The sequence below is a fragment of the Pseudomonas sp. N040 genome, assembly GCF_015637705.1.
In the GTDB taxonomy this organism is placed as follows: Bacteria; Pseudomonadota; Gammaproteobacteria; order Pseudomonadales; family Pseudomonadaceae; genus Aquipseudomonas.
On the sequence record NZ_JADOBE010000004.1, the window covers coordinates 1 to 18,209 of the forward strand.

General features: G+C 63.3%; 17 protein-coding genes. 1 reads left to right on the forward strand and 16 read right to left on the reverse strand.

Annotated elements, in window-relative coordinates; all coding sequences use genetic code 11:
- Positions 1–1,797, reverse strand: a 1,797-nt coding sequence (gene msbA / locus ISX93_RS07130; RefSeq protein ID WP_195778028.1) for a lipid A export permease/ATP-binding protein MsbA, incomplete at its 3' end; no start/stop codon positions are given.
- 36 nt (positions 1,798–1,833) lie between these two features.
- Here msbA and ISX93_RS07135 point away from each other — a divergent pair.
- Positions 1,834–2,436, forward strand: a complete 603-nt coding sequence (locus tag ISX93_RS07135; protein ID WP_195778029.1) for a toluene tolerance protein — start codon at positions 1,834–1,836, stop codon at positions 2,434–2,436.
- Here ISX93_RS07135 and ISX93_RS07140 read toward each other — a convergent pair.
- The 15 genes from ISX93_RS07140 to waaF form a co-directional block, all read right to left on the reverse strand.
- Complete coding sequence (locus ISX93_RS07140) at positions 2,421–3,593, reverse strand: hypothetical protein (protein WP_195778030.1); 1,173 nt, start codon at positions 3,591–3,593, stop codon at positions 2,421–2,423. The two genes, ISX93_RS07135 and ISX93_RS07140, sit on opposite strands and share 16 nt — an antisense overlap.
- 8 nt (positions 3,594–3,601) lie before the next feature.
- The gene (locus ISX93_RS07145) at positions 3,602–4,402 is read right to left on the reverse strand and encodes a polysaccharide pyruvyl transferase family protein (RefSeq protein ID WP_195778031.1); all 801 of its coding nucleotides are present in this window, start codon (positions 4,400–4,402) and stop codon (positions 3,602–3,604) included.
- Positions 4,402–5,370: a glycosyltransferase gene (locus tag ISX93_RS07150; protein ID WP_195778032.1), complete on the reverse strand. Its 969-nt coding sequence runs from the start codon at positions 5,368–5,370 to the stop codon at positions 4,402–4,404. Before ISX93_RS07150 ends, ISX93_RS07145 begins: the two co-directional genes overlap by 1 nt.
- 363 nt (positions 5,371–5,733) lie before the next feature.
- Complete coding sequence (locus ISX93_RS07155; protein ID WP_195778033.1) at positions 5,734–6,582, reverse strand: hypothetical protein; 849 nt, start codon at positions 6,580–6,582, stop codon at positions 5,734–5,736.
- A gap of 47 nt (positions 6,583–6,629) precedes the next feature.
- Positions 6,630–7,502: a glycosyltransferase gene (locus ISX93_RS07160; protein ID WP_219841003.1), complete on the reverse strand. Its 873-nt coding sequence runs from the start codon at positions 7,500–7,502 to the stop codon at positions 6,630–6,632.
- A 19-nt stretch (positions 7,503–7,521) separates the two neighbouring features.
- Complete coding sequence (locus ISX93_RS07165; protein ID WP_195778035.1) at positions 7,522–8,493, reverse strand: glycosyltransferase family protein; 972 nt, start codon at positions 8,491–8,493, stop codon at positions 7,522–7,524.
- A 1-nt stretch (position 8,494) separates the two neighbouring features.
- A complete protein-coding gene (locus tag ISX93_RS07170; RefSeq protein WP_195778036.1) occupies positions 8,495–9,445 on the reverse strand; it encodes a glycosyltransferase family 2 protein in 951 nt (316 codons plus the stop codon).
- Positions 9,429–11,186 carry a carbamoyltransferase family protein gene (locus tag ISX93_RS07175; RefSeq protein WP_195778037.1) on the reverse strand — a complete coding sequence of 586 codons (1,758 nt, stop codon included), beginning with the start codon at positions 11,184–11,186 and terminating at the stop codon, positions 9,429–9,431. Before ISX93_RS07175 ends, ISX93_RS07170 begins: the two co-directional genes overlap by 17 nt.
- A gap of 5 nt (positions 11,187–11,191) precedes the next feature.
- The gene (locus ISX93_RS07180; protein WP_195778038.1) at positions 11,192–12,634 is read right to left on the reverse strand and encodes a lipopolysaccharide kinase InaA family protein; all 1,443 of its coding nucleotides are present in this window, start codon (positions 12,632–12,634) and stop codon (positions 11,192–11,194) included.
- Positions 12,631–13,380 (reverse strand): lipopolysaccharide kinase InaA family protein, encoded by a 750-nt coding sequence (locus ISX93_RS07185; protein ID WP_195778039.1) that lies wholly within the window; start codon positions 13,378–13,380, stop codon positions 12,631–12,633. The genes ISX93_RS07180 and ISX93_RS07185 overlap by 4 nt, the downstream gene beginning before the upstream one ends.
- Complete coding sequence (locus tag ISX93_RS07190) at positions 13,377–14,108, reverse strand: lipopolysaccharide kinase InaA family protein (protein ID WP_195778040.1); 732 nt, start codon at positions 14,106–14,108, stop codon at positions 13,377–13,379. Before ISX93_RS07190 ends, ISX93_RS07185 begins: the two co-directional genes overlap by 4 nt.
- Positions 14,108–14,929: a lipopolysaccharide core heptose(I) kinase RfaP gene (gene rfaP / locus ISX93_RS07195; RefSeq protein WP_195778041.1), complete on the reverse strand. Its 822-nt coding sequence runs from the start codon at positions 14,927–14,929 to the stop codon at positions 14,108–14,110. Before rfaP ends, ISX93_RS07190 begins: the two co-directional genes overlap by 1 nt.
- A complete protein-coding gene (locus ISX93_RS07200; RefSeq protein ID WP_195778042.1) occupies positions 14,926–16,047 on the reverse strand; it encodes a glycosyltransferase family 4 protein in 1,122 nt (373 codons plus the stop codon). Before ISX93_RS07200 ends, rfaP begins: the two co-directional genes overlap by 4 nt.
- 91 nt (positions 16,048–16,138) lie before the next feature.
- On the reverse strand, positions 16,139–17,140 hold the full coding sequence (waaC, locus tag ISX93_RS07205; protein ID WP_195778043.1) for a lipopolysaccharide heptosyltransferase I: 1,002 nt from the start codon (positions 17,138–17,140) through the stop codon (positions 16,139–16,141).
- Position 17,141: 1 nt separating this feature from the next.
- On the reverse strand, positions 17,142–18,176 hold the full coding sequence (gene waaF / locus ISX93_RS07210; RefSeq protein WP_195778044.1) for a lipopolysaccharide heptosyltransferase II: 1,035 nt from the start codon (positions 18,174–18,176) through the stop codon (positions 17,142–17,144).
- Between the last annotated feature and the right edge of the window lie 33 nt (positions 18,177–18,209).

An 18,209-nucleotide genomic window follows, 5' to 3' on the forward strand; every position in this document is an offset into this window, starting at 1 on the left:
CTCGACAACCGGTTCTTCGCCGCCCTCTTCAAACTGGCGGGCGTGCAGGCGGGTGTAATAGCCATTCTGCGCCAGCAACTCGGCGTGGGTGCCGCGCTCGACGATCCGCCCCTGGTCCATCACCAGGATCAGGTCGGCTTTCTCGATGGTGGTCAGGCGGTGCGCGATGACCAGCGTGGTCCGCCCGCTTACCACCTTGTCCAGCGCCGCCTGGATGTGCCGCTCGGACTCGGTATCCAGCGCCGAGGTGGCTTCGTCGAGAATCAGCAGCGGCGCATCCTTCAGCAGCGCGCGCGCAATCGCCAGACGCTGGCGCTGGCCCCCGGAGAGCAGCACGCCGTTTTCGCCGACCAGGGTCTCGTAGCCCTTTGGCATGTTCGCGATGAACTCGTCGGCATAGGCATCCTCGGCAGCCTTGCGCACGGCCTCGGCAGGCGCGCCAGCCAGGTCGCCGTAGGCGATGTTGTTGCTCACCGTGTCGTTGAACAGGGTGACGTGCTGGGTCACCAGGGCAATGTGCCGGCGCAGGTTGCGCAGGGTGTATTCCTCTATGTCCAGGCCATCCAGCAGGATCTGCCCTTGTTCATGGTGATAGAAACGCGGCACCAGGCTGGCCAGGGTCGACTTGCCGCTGCCCGAGCGGCCGACCAGGGCGACCATCTGCCCCGGCTCGGCAGTGAAGGAAATGTTATGCAGGACAGGTTTCTCGGTGTCCGGGTACTGGAAGGTCAGATCGCGGACCTCCAGCCGGCCACTGACCCGCTCGCGCTCCTGGGTGCCGTAATCCACCTCGGGCGCCTCATCCAGTTGCTCGAAGATGCTGTCGGCGGCGGCCAGACCTTTCTGGATGGTCGAACTGACTTCCGAGAGCTGGCGGATCGGCTTGGGCAGCAGGCCGGCCATGGTGATGTAGGCCACCAGATCGCCGGCACTGGAGTCGCCGCGCAAATAAAGCACCAGGAACATCAGCACCGCCATGCCGCTATAGATCACCAGCTGCAGGGTCGGGGTATAGACCGCATTGGTCTTGATCATCTTCAGCTGACGGGCTTCGTTACCCGTGGTCACCTCGCGAAAGCGTTGCTGCTCATAGGGTTCGCCACCGAAACTGCGCACGACCCGGTAGCCCTGGATGGTTTCCGAAGCGACGTGCGTCACATCGCCCATGGCTTCCTGGATCTGCTTGCTCTGCTTGCGAAACTTGCGACTGGCACTCACCACCATCAGCCCGATAAGCGGCAGAATTGCCACCATCACCAGGGTCAGCTTCCAGTTCATCCAGAGCAGGGCGCCGAACAGGAAGATCACCGACAAGCCCTCGCGAATCACCACCTTGACCGCATCGGTGGCGGCGCCGGTGACCATGGTCACGTTGAAGGTGATGCGCGACACCAGGTGCCCTGAGTTGTGATTGTCAAAATAGCGGTTCGGCAGTGTCAGCAGGTTGTCGAACAGCGAAAGACGCAGATCCCGAACCACTGCCAGCGAAACCCTGGCCAGGTAGAAATTGCCCAGGTAGGAACCCACCCCCTGGAACAGGGCAATCAGCACGATCAGCAAGGGGACCGCCATGACCAGATTCAGGTCGCGCAGCAGGGGCACCTGGGGAAACAGGCTGGCATTGGGATTGGACAGCCCATCGACAAAATACTTGAGAACGTAGGCCAGCATTGGCTGCGTGGAGGAAAAGATCAGGAAGCCGAGAATACTGACGGCAAACAGCCCCCAGTAGGGCAGCACATAGCGCAACAAGCGCAGATAAACTTTTAAGTCAGATTGCCGGTTAGAATTGGTCATGCGGCAAATCCCCACAAGAATGCCAAGAGGTAAAGGATGGAAATTGTAACAGCGCAGCAACTGGAGCGCTGGATCGCCAGTGGAAATGTGCTGGAAAGGGACGCCCGCGGCCCCAAGGTGATTGCCTTGCCTGACGGGCTGTTCCTGAAGATTTTCTACACCCGGCGCAAACCATTCCTGGCCCGCCTGCAGCCGCCAGCCAGGACCTTTGCCCGCAACGCCGAACGGCTCCGCCAGGCCGGGATCCCTGCACCGGAAACACAACGGCTATTCTGGCTGGATCGCCCGGCGGGCCTGAGCGCCTGCCTGTATCACCCCCTGCCCGGGCAATCCATCGAACAACTGCTGCGCCGGAACCCCGAGCAGATAAACCCGCTGCTGCCCTCACTGGCCCTGTTCATCCGCCGCCTGCACCGGCGCGGTATTTACTTCCGCTCCCTGCACCTGGGCAACATCCTGCAACTGCCGGACGGGCAATACGGGCTGATCGATATCCTTGACCTGCAATTCAAGTTTGCTGCACTCAATCGCTGGCAAGTGCGGCGCAATTTCGACCATTTGCGCAATTACCTGGCCCGGCAGAAACTGCAGAACTTTCCTATCGAGCAACTCCTGGCGCTGTATCAAGACGCCCCGTGAGGTACCTGTCGACGCGCGGCGTAATACGCCTGCAGCGCCGCCTGCTGGCCTTCGATGATCGCCATGAAGGTCGGTAGCCAGAAGTAGACCCACAAGGGCTGCGGTGAGGTCAGCACGCCATTGGTGGTGGTCAGCAGGCTGCCCCAGCCGACCAGCGCCAGCAGCATCCAGCGCGAACGTGCGCGTATGCCCTGCCAGAAGAACACCGCAGCGAACAGCGCAAACAGCAGTGCACCAAGCACGCCATTCCGGTAAAGCATGGAAAAATAGCCGCTGTGCGGATGCTGCCACTTGCCCAGAAACAGATAGTCATCCGCACCACAGCCAAGCCAGACATTGCACTGCGTGGTCAGCCGCTGCCAGGCGTCCTGCCAGATATCGGTGCGATGGCTGAGCCCGCGATTCAGCAGCAGCTCGGCACCACCCAGAAAAAACAGCAGCCCGGCCAGCAGCACGAGCAAAGCCAGCCCCAGCACCAGCATGCGCTTGGTGACGCAGTACGCCGTAAAGAACAGGCCGAATCCCAGCAATGCCGAGCGCGCCTGGAAGATGCTGCTGCACAACACTACCAGCCCGGCCAGCACCAACAGGCCGAATACCAAAGCCGCACGCGAGTGCCGCTCGAGCCTGTCCGACACATGGAACAGCCAGAGAAACACCAGCGCACTGGTGATCAGCAAGGATACGTAGACCGGGTTGATATTGACGCCGAGCAAGTACACGTAGCGAACCCAGCGCTCGCCATGCAGCCAGATCCACAGCCAGTCGACCGCGACCCACAGCAGGATGCCCACACTGGCCAGGGCAAACCAGCTAAACACCTGCTGGACTCCGGGGCGCCCCCCTTCCAGCAACACGCAACTGGCAAAGAACAGCAGGAGATACAGCGCCTTCTTCAACCCGGCGACATCACTGGCATCCAGCGTCACCATCAGGCTCAGCAGCACGAACAGCCAGGCAAACGGACGCCACAGGGACATCAGCGCCCGCGGCCGGGCGAGCAGCCAGATGAATGTCGGCAATGCCAGGCCGACATAGAAGACATTGTTGGTGGCCTTGGAGGACAGCGGCAAATAGAAGGCCAGGCAAAACAGGCAAAACACTCCAGCGAAAAGCCAGGGAGCGACTGGCGCCAGCTGATTGCGGACATTGCTCATGCAAAAACTCACAGGTCGGGAAAGGCCTTGACAAGGCCTGATTGCAAGGACTCCAGGCCGGGACGCTGATAAGCGCCAATCAGTTCGTCCAGATTCATGCCCGCCAGCTCAAGCAACACCTGCCCGCTCAGCGGCTCGGGCTCGGCCAGGGCAAACGCCGAGTAATAATCGACAAACTTGAAATCGGAGATCTGCCCGGAGGACAGGCGCAGGCGCCGGTTGGGTATGCCGAAGGCATCCGCCACGATCAGGCCGTGCATGCTCGAAGAAAGGATCAGGTCGCAGCCTTGCACCGCACGCAATACCTCCTCCACCGGCCAGAACACATCAATCAGCATGACCCCTGGCACATTGGCCACTGCCAGCACGCGAGGATCCTGCCGATCGACATAATGCGGAATGATGCCTATGCGGTGGCGCTTTCCCGGCCTGGGCCGTCCACCCCACCACTCGCCCGCCAGCAAACCGGGATCCCCGAGCGCCGGCCTGGATCGCAAGCCCTCGACCTGTTCCAGGCTCTTCTCGCCGCGCAAGGCATGGTAGTAGTGCCGCGCCGAAAAGTGCAGGCCCGGTGCATCAGTCCCGGCACCCCAGATGTGCAGCCGGCGCGGCAAAAGAAACCGCCGAGCCTTGAGCACCCGCGGCAGGATCGAACCGACCGCCATCAGGTCGGCCTTGTGCACCGGGGCATAAACCACCGGCTGGCCGGACAGCATTTCCACCAACAGGGGCGACAGGTAATCGCCGAAGTTCTGCTGCGCAGGATCGCTGCGACCCTTGCCGCGGCACCAGTAGAGCTTGATCGCCATCAGATGCGCAGTCCGTAGCGCAGGCGCAACCAGCCGCGCTGCCAGAAACCCAGTCCGGGCCAGGGCCGCAGGGGCAACTCAATGGCCCGCGCCAGATCATGGCCAACCCGCTTGAACGTGAAATGCTGCTCCGCCAGGGCCTGCCCGGCATTGGCAATGCGCGCCGCCAGTTGTGGGTCGGCCCGCAGTTGGCGGATTTTCTCGACGGCAGCATCCGCCGAGTCATAGAAAAGCACGTTGCGACCATCCTCGAAGCCGAGAGCCGCGCCTTCGTCACCCTGATCCCAGGCAAGCAGCACGCAACCGCAGGCCATGGCCTCGAAGTTCTTGATCATGAACTCGCCCATGCCCACATCGGCACTGACGAAAATCCGGATTCGATTGAGCATGACCTGATACTCGGCACCGGATCGGGTCCTGGTTACCAGCAACTCGGTCTGCGCCGCGATGGCGTCCAGGACCTGCCGGCGAGGACTATAGGCATCGCCCTTGATACTACCCAGAAAAGCCGCCTCGATATCGCGCACGCCGCCCAGGTTGCTGAACATCTGCTCGTCATAGCCCTTGGACACGAAGACCGCATCCACACCCTCGGCAGACAGCCGGCGGGCAACTGCAGCGCCTGAAACCAGCACCCGCACCCAGGGCAAGCGCCTGTAGAAGCGCGAATAAGCGCCACGATACTTGCTGTCGACCATATAGTTCTGACAGGCATCGTGCTCCAGAAAGATCAGCCCGGGAATGCCGCGCAGAACCGCAAGCTGGCGGCGCAGGCGTTTCAGCCGGGAAAAGATCACGACCCGGTCGAAGCTGGTGTAATCCTGTTCAAGCAAAACCCGCGCAAGATGCAGTTGCTGCGCCTTTTCCAGGCGCACAAGCACACAGCTCTGCAGATTCTGCCGAATCTGTTCATACAGGCGATCCAGAATCACCCGCTGGTCATCCATAACAACTAACAGGACTTTCATATTTCTCCGCAGACATCGGACGAACTGGGATGGTAAAGGAAAACTTCTAATCGACTGCTGCAGACCATTAGCCAATCCATTGTACAGGGCTGAACCTTGATGATTCGACTGCATGAGCCTTGCCGCCACACATCCGACCACTGCAGGACACACTTCAAGAACGCACCGTTTTCCGTCTCGCAATCCAGCGGAATTTCGCCCAGCTGACCATCCCGCAACGTCGGCGATCAAGCCCTGTCTCGCCAAGATGCGGGGTGCCGAGCAGAATCGTGACGTTTAAGTATCGGACGCGTCCTGGCAGACGCAACCACGTGGAAAATGCCCTACTGCCCACGCCGGAGGGCACGAAACCCCGCGAGGCATTCAAGCTCCTTTCGCGGCCATCTGCCGGGAGCGCTCCGCCAGATCACGCATGTTTGCCAAAATGGAATCGGCCCGCTTCTGCAAATCCGCGCTAAAGCGATATTCGTGCCGAGGCGCAATGGCAATCATGCTCCTGTCCACATGCGCCTCGGCAGGCTCAGGTGAGATGGAGAACCCTGCGCCGCACAACCATGCACGCACCATCGGACTGACTGCCACGAAATCACTGCAGTCCAGTACAAAAAGCTTACCGTCAGCGGCGTTGGCGGCTAGCTCGAGCAAGTTCTCGTTGTAACGGACCCAGGCGCGCAAATAGCGCTCGGCCGCGCGGGGCATGGATAACAGACGCCACAGGGAGGCCTTGCTCCGGTAATACAGCTTTTTCAATCCCCGCTTTTTACCGATTCGCTGTTCGCGCTTCTTCATGCGGCGGCGCACCAGAGAATCGACGACAAGACGATAATCGCGAAACACCAGCAGATGATTAGCATCGGGAAGCAACGTCTGGTATTCGCGGTGAAAAAGGCACGTGCGCGGCTCCTTCCAGCCCCACTGAGTTCCGCGTGCCGCCTTTGTTCCAACCAGATCGCGCATTTCCGCCAGCCGTTGAGCCGAGACCAGCAAGGGTTCGGTCCGCAACAAGCCACCGCAGCGTATGCGGTTGTCTTTTAAAATGTTTTCGTGCAACTGGAGAAAGTCGATATCTTCATGATGCCCGCGCTCGTTTCCCACGCCAGACCCCAGCAACTCCTGCCCGACATCCAGACCGCACGCAGCCAGCCAGGATGCCAGCAAGGATGTTCCGGAGCGATGCATGCCCCAGATGATCAATACATTCGCGTCGCTCAATTATTCGTTCCAAAACGCAGCTTGTTAAAAACCGTACTAGCAACGGGCTAGGACCTGTCTGACACTGACCAGTAACGCCACAGCGCCCGCAAGGTCTTGCCCCGCCATTGATGCAACGGCAATTCTCCCAACAGCTGACGAAATAGCGCTTGGTCATAGCGCGCGCACTTGAGCAGCATGGAGTTCAAAAACTTTCCGCGAACCTGCGAATAGGCCCAGTGATCACTGAACTGCTCATAGGTCTTGAGCACATTCTCAACCATGAAACGGTAGTTCTTGTAGGTATTGCTGCCGTGCACCCGGTACTGGGCCAGCACCTCGCCGAGGATGTCGACGAAGTAACCGGCACGGGTGATTTTCAGCTGAATGTACAGGTCTTCGAGGCGAATCTGCGGGTCGAAGCCACCGACCCGCTCCAGCGCCTCCCGACGAAACATCAGGGTCGGCGCCGGCGCCCCGGGCTTGCGATTGAGAAACACATCCTCGAAATCCAGGCGCCGCAACGGTAAATCACGCGGCGCACCGCGCGACTGCCCATCGGCATCTATTTCCTCGATATTGCCGGCACAAATCCCCACTTCCGGCTTGCCCTGCATATAAGCCACCTGCAGCTCCAGACGCTGCGGCAGCATTACATCGTCCGAGCCGAATGACACGATCAGATCGCCACGGGCACGCGCGATGCTGTCATTCAGGGTGCGCGACAGGCCCTGGTTGGCCTGCACGCGAAAATCAAAACCATACTGTTGCTGCAGGCGACGAATGCGTTCGACGCTGTCGTCCGTGGAGCCATCATCGACCACCAGCAATTCGATATTGCCGTAGGTCTGCGCCAACACACTGCGGATGCTGGCCTCGATATAGGGCGCATGGTTGTAGGACGCGATTATCACGCTGACCAGCGGCTGCTCGGCATTCATGGAAGTCATGCAAAGGCTCTCAAGAGAAACGCAGGCGCTGCCATACGGCACGCCAGCCTGTAAGTGGCGGAACACTTGGCCAAGGCTCGGCCAGCAGGGCCGCCATGCGCGCCGCCAGATGCGTATAGCTGAGCTGCGCCTGAACAAATGCACGGCCAGAATCTGCGATGCGCTGCGCCCGCTGCGGGTCGACGCGCAACGCTGCGATATGTGCGCGCAACTCCGCCAGGCTGCTGTAGAGCAACAGGTGCTCGCCGTCCTGCAGGCCGATCGCCGGCTCTTCGCTGCCCTGCCGCCAGGCCAGCAACACGCAGCCACAGGCCATCGCCTCGAAGTTCTTGGCCATGTATTCGCCCAGTCCCACATCGGCGCTGACGAACAGCCGAATACGATTGAGCATCTGCCGATAGGCATCGCCCGGCTCCGTGCGCAACAGCTGCAACGGCTCGACCGAAGCCAGCTGTTCCAGTAATTCCTTGCGCCCGGCATAGGCGGCGCTGGCGGTACGGCCGATAAAACCCAGCTCGATATCGCGTTGCTGAAGATCCTGTGACCCCGGCTGCAGATACTGCCGCGCCGGGTCGTAGCCCTTTGGCGCAAAGCTCACCGCAAAGCCTTCGCCTTGCAGCCGCGCGGCGACGCTGGCGCCGGTGACCAGAATCCGCGCTTGCGGCAAGCGCTGATAGAACTGACTGAAGGCGCCGTACCAGCGCGAATTGCTCAGATAATTCTGGCAGGCATCCTCATCGTAAATCAGCAGCCCGTTGAGCCTGGACAGATAGCCTGTCTGGCGATAGACATTCTTGAACGGCAGGTCCAGCAGCACCCGCGCGAAACTCGCCAGATCGATGTCGCGCAATGCTTTGCGCAGGTCGCGTTGCTGTTTTTTCTCCAGCTGCAGCACGTGCAAGTCCACATGCTTGCCCAGCTCGCCATACAGCGTGCACAGATCCGGCAACCGCGGCGAGGCCGTCAACACCAGTACGCGCATCTCAGCGGCCGACCGTCAACAGCAGCGCCTTGCGCAAATAATCCCAGCGCAACGCCTGCGGCGGGCTGCACAACAACGCAATGCGGTAGTAATGCCAGGCCTTGGCCCGATCCCTGGCGCGCAAGGCCGATCGAAACAGCGACAGGTAGCGCTGTGCCTCATAGCGCTTGCGCAGCGGCTGGCACTCGACCGGCAGACGGGCGAACACTTCATGCAACATGCCTCTGGCCGTCGCTTCCTCATCGTCGCGGTTATGTCGCAGGCTGTCGGCATGCTTGTAGATTCGCGCCAGCGGCTGACGGGTTGTCGCGACAGGCCCGCTCACCAGCAGGTAGGCAAATACCGCGATGTCCTCGCCGCTACGCAGGTTTTCCGGATAAGGCCGCTGCAGCAACAGGTCGCGGCGAAACAGCGAGCAGCAATGCGAGATGGATATCTTCTTTTCCAGCAGATAGCGCTGGATCAACTGCGCAGGCGTTCCCTTGGCGGGCGTGGGCAAGCGCAGGCGCTCGCGCCCATCCGGATACACCGAAAGCTGCGCGCCCAGAATCAGCCCCGCCTGGGGATTGGCCGCCAGTACCTCGCGCAGGCTGGCCAGCGCACCCGGCAGCAACTCGTCATCGGCATCCAGCAGCAGCGCATAGCGGCCGCGTGCCAGGCGAATGCCGTGATTGCGCGCCGCAGCCGCGCCGGCATTCTCCTGGTGAATGACCTGAACCTGCGGATAACGCGCCTGATAGGTCGCCAGAACCTCGACCGTGTTATCCCTTGAGCCATCGTTGACCACGATCAGCTCGAGATCATCCGCCCACTGCCCGAGCACCGAATCCAGCGCGCGCGGCAGCAGGTGGGCGTAGTTGTACGCCGGAATGATCACGCTGATCAGCACCGGCCCGGCCTCGACCAAACCGGCTGCCGAGCTGCTGCCCGGCGTTTCAGCTGGTGCTGTCATCACGCTTGACGCCATCCTTGACCACCAGGATGTCCTGCATGATCAGGTATTCCAGGTCGGAGCCGAAGAACATGTCCAGGGCATCGGTCGGTGAGCAGATCATCGGTTCGCCGCGACGGTTCAGCGAGGTGTTCAGCGACACGCCGTTGCCGGTGAGTTTTTCCAGCTCCAGCATCATGTCGTAGTAGCGCGGGTTGTATTCGCGCTTCAACACCTGGGCGCGCGAGGTGCCGTCTTCGTGCACCACTTCACCGACGCGGTTTTTCCACTCGTCATTGACTTCAAAGGTGAAGGTCATGAACGGGCTCGGATGGTCGACCTTGAGCATCTGCGGCGCGACGGTGTCGAGCATCGACGGGCAGAAGGGCCTCCAGCGCTCGCGGAACTTGATCTGCGCGTTGATCCGGTCGGCCACGCCTTCCACGCTCGGGCAACCGATGATCGAACGACCGCCCAAGGCGCGCGGGCCGAACTCCATGCGCCCCTGGAACCAGGCCACCGGGTTGCCGGCAACCATGATCCTGGCGATGCGCTCGGGCATGTTGTCGATCTGCTGCCAGGTAGGCTTGCTCGGGTGGCGGGCGCAGGCAGCGATCACGTCTTCGTTGCTGTATTCCGGGCCGAGGTAGACGTGCTCCATCTTCTCCACCGGCACGCCACGTTTGTGCGAAACGTAAGCGGCCGCACCGACGGCAGTACCGGCATCGCCGGAAGCCGGCTGGACGAACAGCTCCTTGACCTCCGGACGGGCGATGATCTTCTGGTTGAGCTTGACGTTCAGCGCGCAGCCGCCGGCAAACACGATCTTGCCGGTCTCCTTGAGGATGTCGCCGAGGTAGTAATCCATCATCTGCAGCGCCAGCTTCTCGAACAGCGCTTGCATGCTGGCGGCGTAATGGATGTACGGATCGTCGGCGATATCGCCTTCGCGCTTCGGGCCCAACCATTCGATCAACTTGGGCGAGAAGTAGAAGCCCTTGCCCTTCTCTTTGTAGCGGCGCAGGCCGATGACGTTGGCGTAGTCGGTGTTGATCACCAGTTCGCCGTTCTCGAAGGTGGCCAGACGCGAGAAATCATACTTGCTGGCATCGCCGTACGGCGCCATGCCCATGACCTTGAACTCGCCGTCAAGCATCTCGAAACCGAGGAATTCGGTGATCGCACCATACAGGCCGCCGAGCGAATCCGGATCGAAGAATTCCTTGATCTTGTGGATCTTGCCGTTCTCGCCATAACCGAAGAAGGTGGTGGCGTACTCACCCTTGCCGTCGATGCCGAGGATCGCGGTCTTTTCCTTGAAGCCCGAGCAATGGTAGGCGCTGGAGGCGTGGGCCAGGTGGTGCTCGACCGGCTCGATCTTGACCTTCTTCAGGTCGAAGCCGAGCTGCTGCAGACACCACTGGATGTGCTTGTAGTAGCGCTTGTAGCGGCGGTTGCCCATGAGGATGGCATCGAGGGCGCGATCCGGCGCGTACCAGTAACGCTTGGCGTAATGCCAGCGGGCCTTGTCGAAGAGGCTGATCGGCGCGAAGGGAATCGCCACCACATCGACATCGCCCGGCTTGATTCCGGCCTGTTCCAGGCAGAACTTGGCCGACTCGTAGGGCATGCGGTGCTTGGCGTGCTTGTCGCGCACGAAGCGCTCTTCTTCTGCCGCGGCAATCAGCTTGCCGTCGATGTACAGGGCCGCAGAAGGGTCATGGCTCAAGGCGCCGGACAGGCCGAGAATGGTCAATGCCACAGGTGTTAGCCTCTTTCAGGGCAGGTGCCGGGCACCTGCGGTAAACGTTGGTCGAGCAACTGGTACAGGGCTGAATCAGCCGGCCAGTTGCGCAAGAATCGTGCACGGTCACGCCCATAGGCACGGGCAAAGCTGCGCTGACTGCGATGTCGCTGCATGGCATCCAGGTCAATCAGCGACCAGCAGCCAGCATCCCAGAACACATTGTACCCCTTCAAATCACCGTGACTGATGCGTTCACGCACCAGCGCAGCAAACAAGCGCTCCAGCGCCAGAACCTCGGTTTCAGGCGGAGGACTGTGCAGATACGGCTGGAAGCGCTCGATTATATCTTGGCCCGCCAGGTATTCGGTAACCAGATAGGCCCGCCCGCGCAGCCAGCACCAGCGCCGCTCGAGCACGGCGAGCGGGAGTGGCGTGGCAATGCCCAGATGCTGCAGGCGGTTGCCTTCGCGCCAGCTGTGCCAGGCCCGGCTGGGCCGCCAGAAACGCTTGCACCAGTGGGCGAAGTTCTTGATGTTGTAGCGTTTGACCAGCAACGGCCGGCCGTCGAGCTCGACGCGGGCCACCGTGGCTGCGCCGCCGGTCTTGTGAATATGGCCCTGCTCGATGCAGGCGTCCGGATCGTCCAGCAACGGCTGCAGCGCTTTTTCCGCTTCGCGGCGCACCACCCGCAGGCCGAAGGCGCCGACCCGGGCGCTGAACAGGCTGCAGTCGCGGCCGATCTTCTTCAGGTAGTCGCGCAGGCGCCAGCGCCGGACCCTGGCGATTTCCGCCTGCAGGGCCTCCAGCGGCAGGGCGTGCTCGCCATTGGCCAGCAGGTAATGCACCAGCAGCTCTTCCAGGGCAGTCTCGACTTCGGCCGGCAGCTGCGCAAAAAATACCCCGAGGTTGGCCAGTACCTTGTCCCGCGACAAGGGCTGCCCCGGGGTTTGCGCTAGGACCCCGCCGCCATCGATGACGAACAGCCGGCCCTGCTGCCGCAGCAGGTTGTCCAGGTGCAGGTCAGCCTGCCACAGGCCGCGCGCATGCATCTGCCCAATCAGCGCCAGCGCCTCGCCCAGCACGGCTTCGCCGGCAGCCGACAACGATGGCGCGGGCTCCAGCGTGCGCCAGACATCCCACAGGCTCTGCGCGCCCTCCAGGTAGTCGAACAACAGCCAGCCACCCTGGCCAGGCACGAACCCTTGCGCCAGCAATGGCGGCGTGACCAGTCCCTGCCCGGCCAGCAGCTGCGCACCCTGCAGTTCGCGCTGGTAATGCCGCTCGGCCTTGCCTCCGACCAGCAGCTTGGCCAGCACGGTGCGCCCCTGCCATTCGGCCACGCCGACGTAGCGCTGCCCCGGCAGGACCCGCAACAGGCGCTGCAGCCGCAGCGAAGCACCCTCCGCCAGCTCGATCTGCAGCGGCAGCGGCAGTTGCCGCTCTCGCAATTGGACCAGCTTCACCGGCGTCCCTCCTTGTCGCGCTGGCGGGCACCCAGCCGGTCCATCCAGTCGTCAACCTGTCGCTCACCGCCCAGGTAGGTTTCGAGAAACAGGCGCACGTCCGCCTCTTCCCAGTAGCGGCTAACGCGGCGCAGCAACGGTTCGAGATCCTTGACCCGGTCGCGCCGGCCGAACCACAGTGGCCGGGTCTTTTCCAGATCGATCAGGCAGGCCTCCCAGGCCGTGCCACGCGTGCGCAGGAAGATGTGCTTGGGATAGAAGCAGCCGTGCAACTGGCCGGCGCCATGCAGCGTCGCAGCCAGTTGCCCGACTGCCAGGATGATGGCCTGGCGGTGCGCCAGCGCTAGCGTCGACCAGTGCTCCAGCAGTTGGTGCAGATCGCTCCAGCCATCCAGCGCGCGCGTCAGCAGGATGGCGCGCGACTCGCCCGGTTGCCGGCGCGCGGCGAAGAAGGCCGCGGCCAGTGCCGGAATGCCCAGCTCGCGATAGCGCTGGATGTTGCGCAACTCGCGGGCAAAGGTCGGCTCGCCAAACGGATGGGCCAGATTGCGCGTCAGGTGATTGGTCTGACGCTTGAGGTAATAGGCCTGCCCCTCCAACTCCAGCCGGCACACCGTGCTGACCCCGCCGCGCTCGGTGTTCGGCTCGTCCACGGGCTCCAGTTGCAGCGCCCACAGCGCCTCGAAGCTGGCGAGTCCGTTGCGCTCCAGCAGCGCGCGGTCTTCGGCGGCGATGAAGTCAGTCATTCACGGCCCTCGAAATAGCCGACGATCTGCCGAATGCGCCGCTTGTCACTGGCATTGAGTTTCTGTCGATCGCGGTACTGCAGATAAAAACGCAGACGCTGGGTCCGGCTCAGGCACTGCTTGGCCACTTTATCCAGGCAGGCCAGGTCCTTGACGATGCGGTAACGCAGCAACGGCCCCCACCAGAACGCTCCGCCCGGGCAGTCGATGAGAAACACCTCGCCGGCGGTATTGACCAGCAGGTTGCGCCACTTCAGGTCGTTGTGCACAAAATGGTGGTCGTGCAGGCGGCGGGTCAGGCTGGCAACCTGCCGGCTGGTCTGGCGCACCCAGGCCGGGTCGGCCAGACGCGCATCGCGGGTCTTGACCAGCTGCGCCAGATCACTGGTATCCGGCAGCCCGCGGGTAATCATGGCGCCCCGCACGAAAGCACCGTGCTTGCGTTCCAGGCCCCAGGCCAGCACGTGGGCGGTGGGAATTCCCCACTTTTCGAAACGCTTGAGATTCTGCCACTCAGCCTTGATCCGCGGACGGCCGAGATGCCGGCGCAAGCCCTTGCCGGCCAACCGGTAACGCTTGACGTAGTAACTGACACCGTCCTGCTGCACGCGCCAGACCTCGGACAGCGGGTCGCGGGTGATGCGCTCTGCGTTGATGGCAAACACCGTATCCAGGCTGGCGAAGTCGGCCAAATGCGCATAATCCGGATCCAGGTTCCAGCTGGCCATCAGAGTGCGTCTCCGTAGCGTTGCTTGCGCGCGTAGAGTTTCTCCGCCTTGCCCTCCAGCCAAGCCAGCAGGCGGGCCTCTTCGCCGAGAATCTGGCGCAACGACGGCTGACCCTTGAGTGCGCCAAAGTAGCCGCGGACAAACCGCAGCTTGTCACGCCGGGTCAGGCCGATGTCCAGCGCCGAGAAGTACAGCGCGGCCAGATCCTTGTCGCGCCAGCGCTGCGGTGTGGCGGCGCGGGTCTGGGCCCGGTGCAGGTCGATCAGCGACAGCCGGAAATCCTCTGCGGTGACCGGTCTGTCGGTGTGCAGCAGGAAGTGGCAGATGTAGCAATCGCGGTGATTCACCCCGGCGCGGTGCATGGCCCCGGTCATCTGCGCCACCGCGGCGATCAGCGCACGCTTCAGCCGTGGGGGTGGCGGCACTGCCTGCCAGGTCAGGCTGAAGTCTTCGAGGCTGACGGTCGGTGCCAGCTCTTCGGTAACGATGAACGAATGCTGCCTGGCCGGATTGGCACCGCGCTCGCCATAGGCGACGGCGGTCATGGTCGGCACCCCCGCTGCGGTCAGGCGCTGGATGGCCTGCAACTCCTGGGCGGCGCCCAGCACCGGGCGCTTGGCGCTGAGCAGGTTCTTGAAGATCTCGCCCCAGCCGATGCCGCGGTGAATCTTGACGAAGTAGCCACGCCCGGCAACCTCGGTACGCAGGGTGCGGCGGCCTTCCAGCTCGCGATAGACCTGGCCCTGCAGCCGCTCGACCTCGGTGAAGGGGTCTTTTCCGGCCCAGAGGGATTTGAAGGGTTCGGCCAGCATCAGCTTCATGGGCGCTCCGCCAGGATCACGTCGGCCGCCTTCTGCGGCATCGAATAGAGGTCGGCACAGTCGGCAAACGCCAGGCCGTTGCGCCCCCAGAAGGCCCGCCGCTCGTCATCGGCGAGCATGTCAGCGACGGTGCGGTCGAGCTGTTCCTGCCGGAACGGGCTGGGCAGCACCCGCCCGCAATCGGCTTCGGCGATGTAATGGGCATAGCCGCAGACATCGGTGACCAGTACCGGCAGGCCGGACACCAGCGCCTCCAGCAGCACGGTGCCGGTGTTCTCATTGTAGGCCGGATGGATCAGCAGGTCGGCACCCAGCAGGAAGCGCGGGATGTCGCTGCGACCCTTGAGGATCTCGACCTGCGCGGACACCCCGAGGGAGCGCGCCTGCAACTGGAAGGCACGCGGATCGTCCTGGCCAATGGCGATCAGCCGGGTACGCTTTTTCAGCTCCCCCGGCAGCGCGGCCAACGCCTTGAGGCTGCGATCCAGGCCCTTGGTCTTGAAGCCGGAGCCGATCTGTACCAGCAGCAGCGTGTCATCCGCCAGCTGGAACTCGCGACGGAAATCGGCGCGAATCTCGGCCGCATTGGCCGGCGCGCGGCGGTCCTGGGCGATGCCCGGCGGCAGCAGGTGAAAGCGCTGGCGCGGGGTGTGGTAATGCCGGATGAACAGCGGCTGCTGCACCTCGGAGATCATCAGGATCTCGGTCTTTGCCGTGGGGGCGAACACTGCCCGCTCGTAGTCGGCGAAGTGCTTGTAGCGGCCCCAGCGCTGGTAGATCGGGTTGCGCAGGGTCTGCGCCTTGTCCTCGTAGCAGCCATCGGCGGCGTAATACACATCCAGCCCCGGCATCTTGTTGAAGCCGACCACCCGCGCCACCGGATCACGGGCCAGATCGGCGGCCAGCCAGGCACTGAACTTCTCGTTGCGCCGGTGGTTGAACCAGGCCTTGACCGGCGCTACGCGCACGTCGAAACCGGCGGGCACCTCGCCCTCCCAGATCGGCGTGTAGACGCGAATGGCGTGACCGCGCTGCTGGCACTCCAGGGCGATGCGCAGGAAGTCGCGCTGCAACCCGCCGTAGGGAAAGTACTTGTAGAGGACGAAGGCCAGTTGCATCACAGCATTCCCGTCGAGCGTAGGGTGGGCCTTGGCCCACCAATCCAGGCGTAAACATAACGGTGGGCTGAAGCCCACCCTACAGGAGCACTCATGCATCCTCCCCGGCCAGCAGCAAGGCTTCCAGCTCGGTGCCCACGCGCTGCGCATCCAGCCCGGCGAAACACGGCTGCTGGCGGTCGCCACTGCCGGCGCCCGGGCCGCTGGCGCACAGGTGCACCTGGCCGCGGCCATAGGCGCCAACCTTGCCCGGCAGGGTCGGCCCGTACAGCGAGATAGTCGGTACATCGAGGGCGGCGGCCAGATGGCCGAGGCCGGTGTCCACCGCCACGCAGGCCCGCGCCCCGGCGATGACCTTGGCCACTCCGGCCAGGTTCAGTTTCGGCAGCACGGCGGCATGCTCCAGGCCGGCGGCGATGCGCTCGGCCCGGGCCTTCTCGACTGCGTTGCCCCAGGGCAGGCGGATCGCCCAGCCCTGAGCGTTCATCCGTTCGGCCAGGGCGCGCCAGTCGGCTTCCGGCCAGTGCTTGCTGACCCAGGTGGTGCCATGCAGGAACAGCAGGTAGGGCTGTCCACCTGCATCGGCCATGCTGGCGCGATCCAGCCCGTAGTCGCCCACGGTAGCCGGCAATGGATAGTCCAGCGCCTGGGCGAACAACTGGCGCAGCCGCTGCACCGCATGCTGCTCGCACGGCACCGCGTAGCCGCGGTCGTAGAAGCGGCTGGCCAGCGGCTCGCGCGCCGAGGCACGGTCCAGCCCGGCCACCGGCGCCGGCACATAGCGGGTCAGCCAGGCACTCTTGAGCAGGCCCTGGGCATCGAGCACCAGGTCGTAGCGGGTTTCCCGCAGGCGCGCCTTGAAGCGCCGCCACTCGCCATTGCGCAAGGTTTGCAGCGGATGCTGGCGCCAGCGGCGGATGGCCACCGGGATCACCTGCGCCACCGCCGGATGCCAGGCCGGGATCTCGGCGAAGCCCTCCTCCACCACCCAGTCGAACTGGATGCCGGGAATCGCCCGGGCGGCGTCAGTCAGCGCGGGGAGCGTGTGAATGACATCCCCGAGCGAGGAGGTCTTGATCAGCAATACCCGCAAACTACTGCACCTCGACCGGGGTGCCGAGCAGACGCTCCAGCGCCTCGATCACCGGCCGCGGCTTGAGTTCACGCAGGCAGTTGTAATGGCCGAAGCGGCAGGTGCGGTCGAAGCACGGGCTGCAGTCCAGGCCGAGGCGGACAATCTCCACCTGGTCCGCCAGCGGCGGGGTGAACTGCGGCGAGGTTGAACCATAGACCGCCACCAGCGGCCGGTTCAACGCTGCCGCCACGTGCATCAGGCCGGAGTCATTCGACACCACCGCCGTCGCCGCCGAGAGCAGGTCAATCGCCTCGGCCATCGAGGTCAGGCCGGCCAGGTTGACGCACTCCTCGCGCAGGCCGGGGATCAGCCGCGAACGGATATCCGCGCAACCGGCCTGGTCGCTTTTCGAGCCGAACAGCCAGACTTGCCAGCCCTCGCGAATCTTCAGCTCGGCGACCTTGGCGTAGTGCTCGGCCGGCCAGCGCTTGGCCTCGCCAAACTCGGCACCCGGGCACAGCGCCAGCAGTGGACGGTCCAGGCTCAGCGCAAATTTGTCCAGCGCCGCGGCGCGGCTGGCCGGATCAATCTGCAAGCTTGGGCGCGGGTAAGGTTGCGCCAGCGCCACACCAGGTTCAAAGGCCAGCGCCATGAAGCGCTCGATCATCAGCGGATAACGCTGCTTGTCCAGCGTACGCAGGTCATTCAGCAAGCCGTAGCGCAGCTCGCCCTTCCAGCCGGTGCGCCGGGGAATGCCGGCGAAAAACGGCACCAGCGCCGACTTCAGCGAATTGGGCAGCAGGATCGCCTGGTCGTACCGGCCACGCAGGCTTTTGCCGATCCGGCGCCGCGCGGCGATATCCAGCACGCCGTGGCCCAGCGGAAAACTCAGCGCGGCGCGCACCTCGGGCATGCGCTCGAGGATCGGCCGGCTCCAGTCGGGCGCCAGCACGTCGATCTGGCAACCCGGATGGCGTTGCTGCAGGCACTGAAACAGCGTCTGCGCCATCACCATGTCGCCCACCCAACTGGGACCAATGATCAGAATATTCATGCTCATTCCCAAAATGACCGGGGAGGCTTGCGC

What these genes read in the sequence shown, in the direction of transcription:
- ISX93_RS07150 (WP_195778032.1), bottom strand. Translation starts at nt 5,370, where the DNA reads ATGAAAGTCCTGTTAGTTGTTATGGATGACCAGCGGGTGATTCTGGAT.
- ISX93_RS07145 (WP_195778031.1), bottom strand. Translation starts at nt 4,402, where the DNA reads ATGGCGATCAAGCTCTACTGGTGCCGCGGCAAGGGTCGCAGCGATCCT.
- ISX93_RS07170 (WP_195778036.1), bottom strand. Translation starts at nt 9,445, where the DNA reads ATGACAGCACCAGCTGAAACGCCGGGCAGCAGCTCGGCAGCCGGTTTG.
- ISX93_RS07185 (WP_195778039.1), bottom strand. Translation starts at nt 13,380, where the DNA reads ATGACTGACTTCATCGCCGCCGAAGACCGCGCGCTGCTGGAGCGCAAC.
- waaF (WP_195778044.1), bottom strand. Translation starts at nt 18,176, where the DNA reads ATGAATATTCTGATCATTGGTCCCAGTTGGGTGGGCGACATGGTGATG.
- ISX93_RS07140 (WP_195778030.1), bottom strand. Translation starts at nt 3,593, where the DNA reads ATGAGCAATGTCCGCAATCAGCTGGCGCCAGTCGCTCCCTGGCTTTTC.
- ISX93_RS07190 (WP_195778040.1), bottom strand. Translation starts at nt 14,108, where the DNA reads ATGGCCAGCTGGAACCTGGATCCGGATTATGCGCATTTGGCCGACTTC.
- ISX93_RS07135 (WP_195778029.1), top strand. Translation starts at nt 1,834, where the DNA reads ATGGAAATTGTAACAGCGCAGCAACTGGAGCGCTGGATCGCCAGTGGA.
- rfaP (WP_195778041.1), bottom strand. Translation starts at nt 14,929, where the DNA reads ATGAAGCTGATGCTGGCCGAACCCTTCAAATCCCTCTGGGCCGGAAAA.
- ISX93_RS07160 (WP_219841003.1), bottom strand. Translation starts at nt 7,502, where the DNA reads ATGAATGCCGAGCAGCCGCTGGTCAGCGTGATAATCGCGTCCTACAAC.
- ISX93_RS07165 (WP_195778035.1), bottom strand. Translation starts at nt 8,493, where the DNA reads ATGCGCGTACTGGTGTTGACGGCCTCGCCGCGGTTGCCGGATCTGTGC.
- ISX93_RS07200 (WP_195778042.1), bottom strand. Translation starts at nt 16,047, where the DNA reads ATGCAACTGGCCTTCGTCCTCTACAAGTACTTTCCCTACGGCGGGTTG.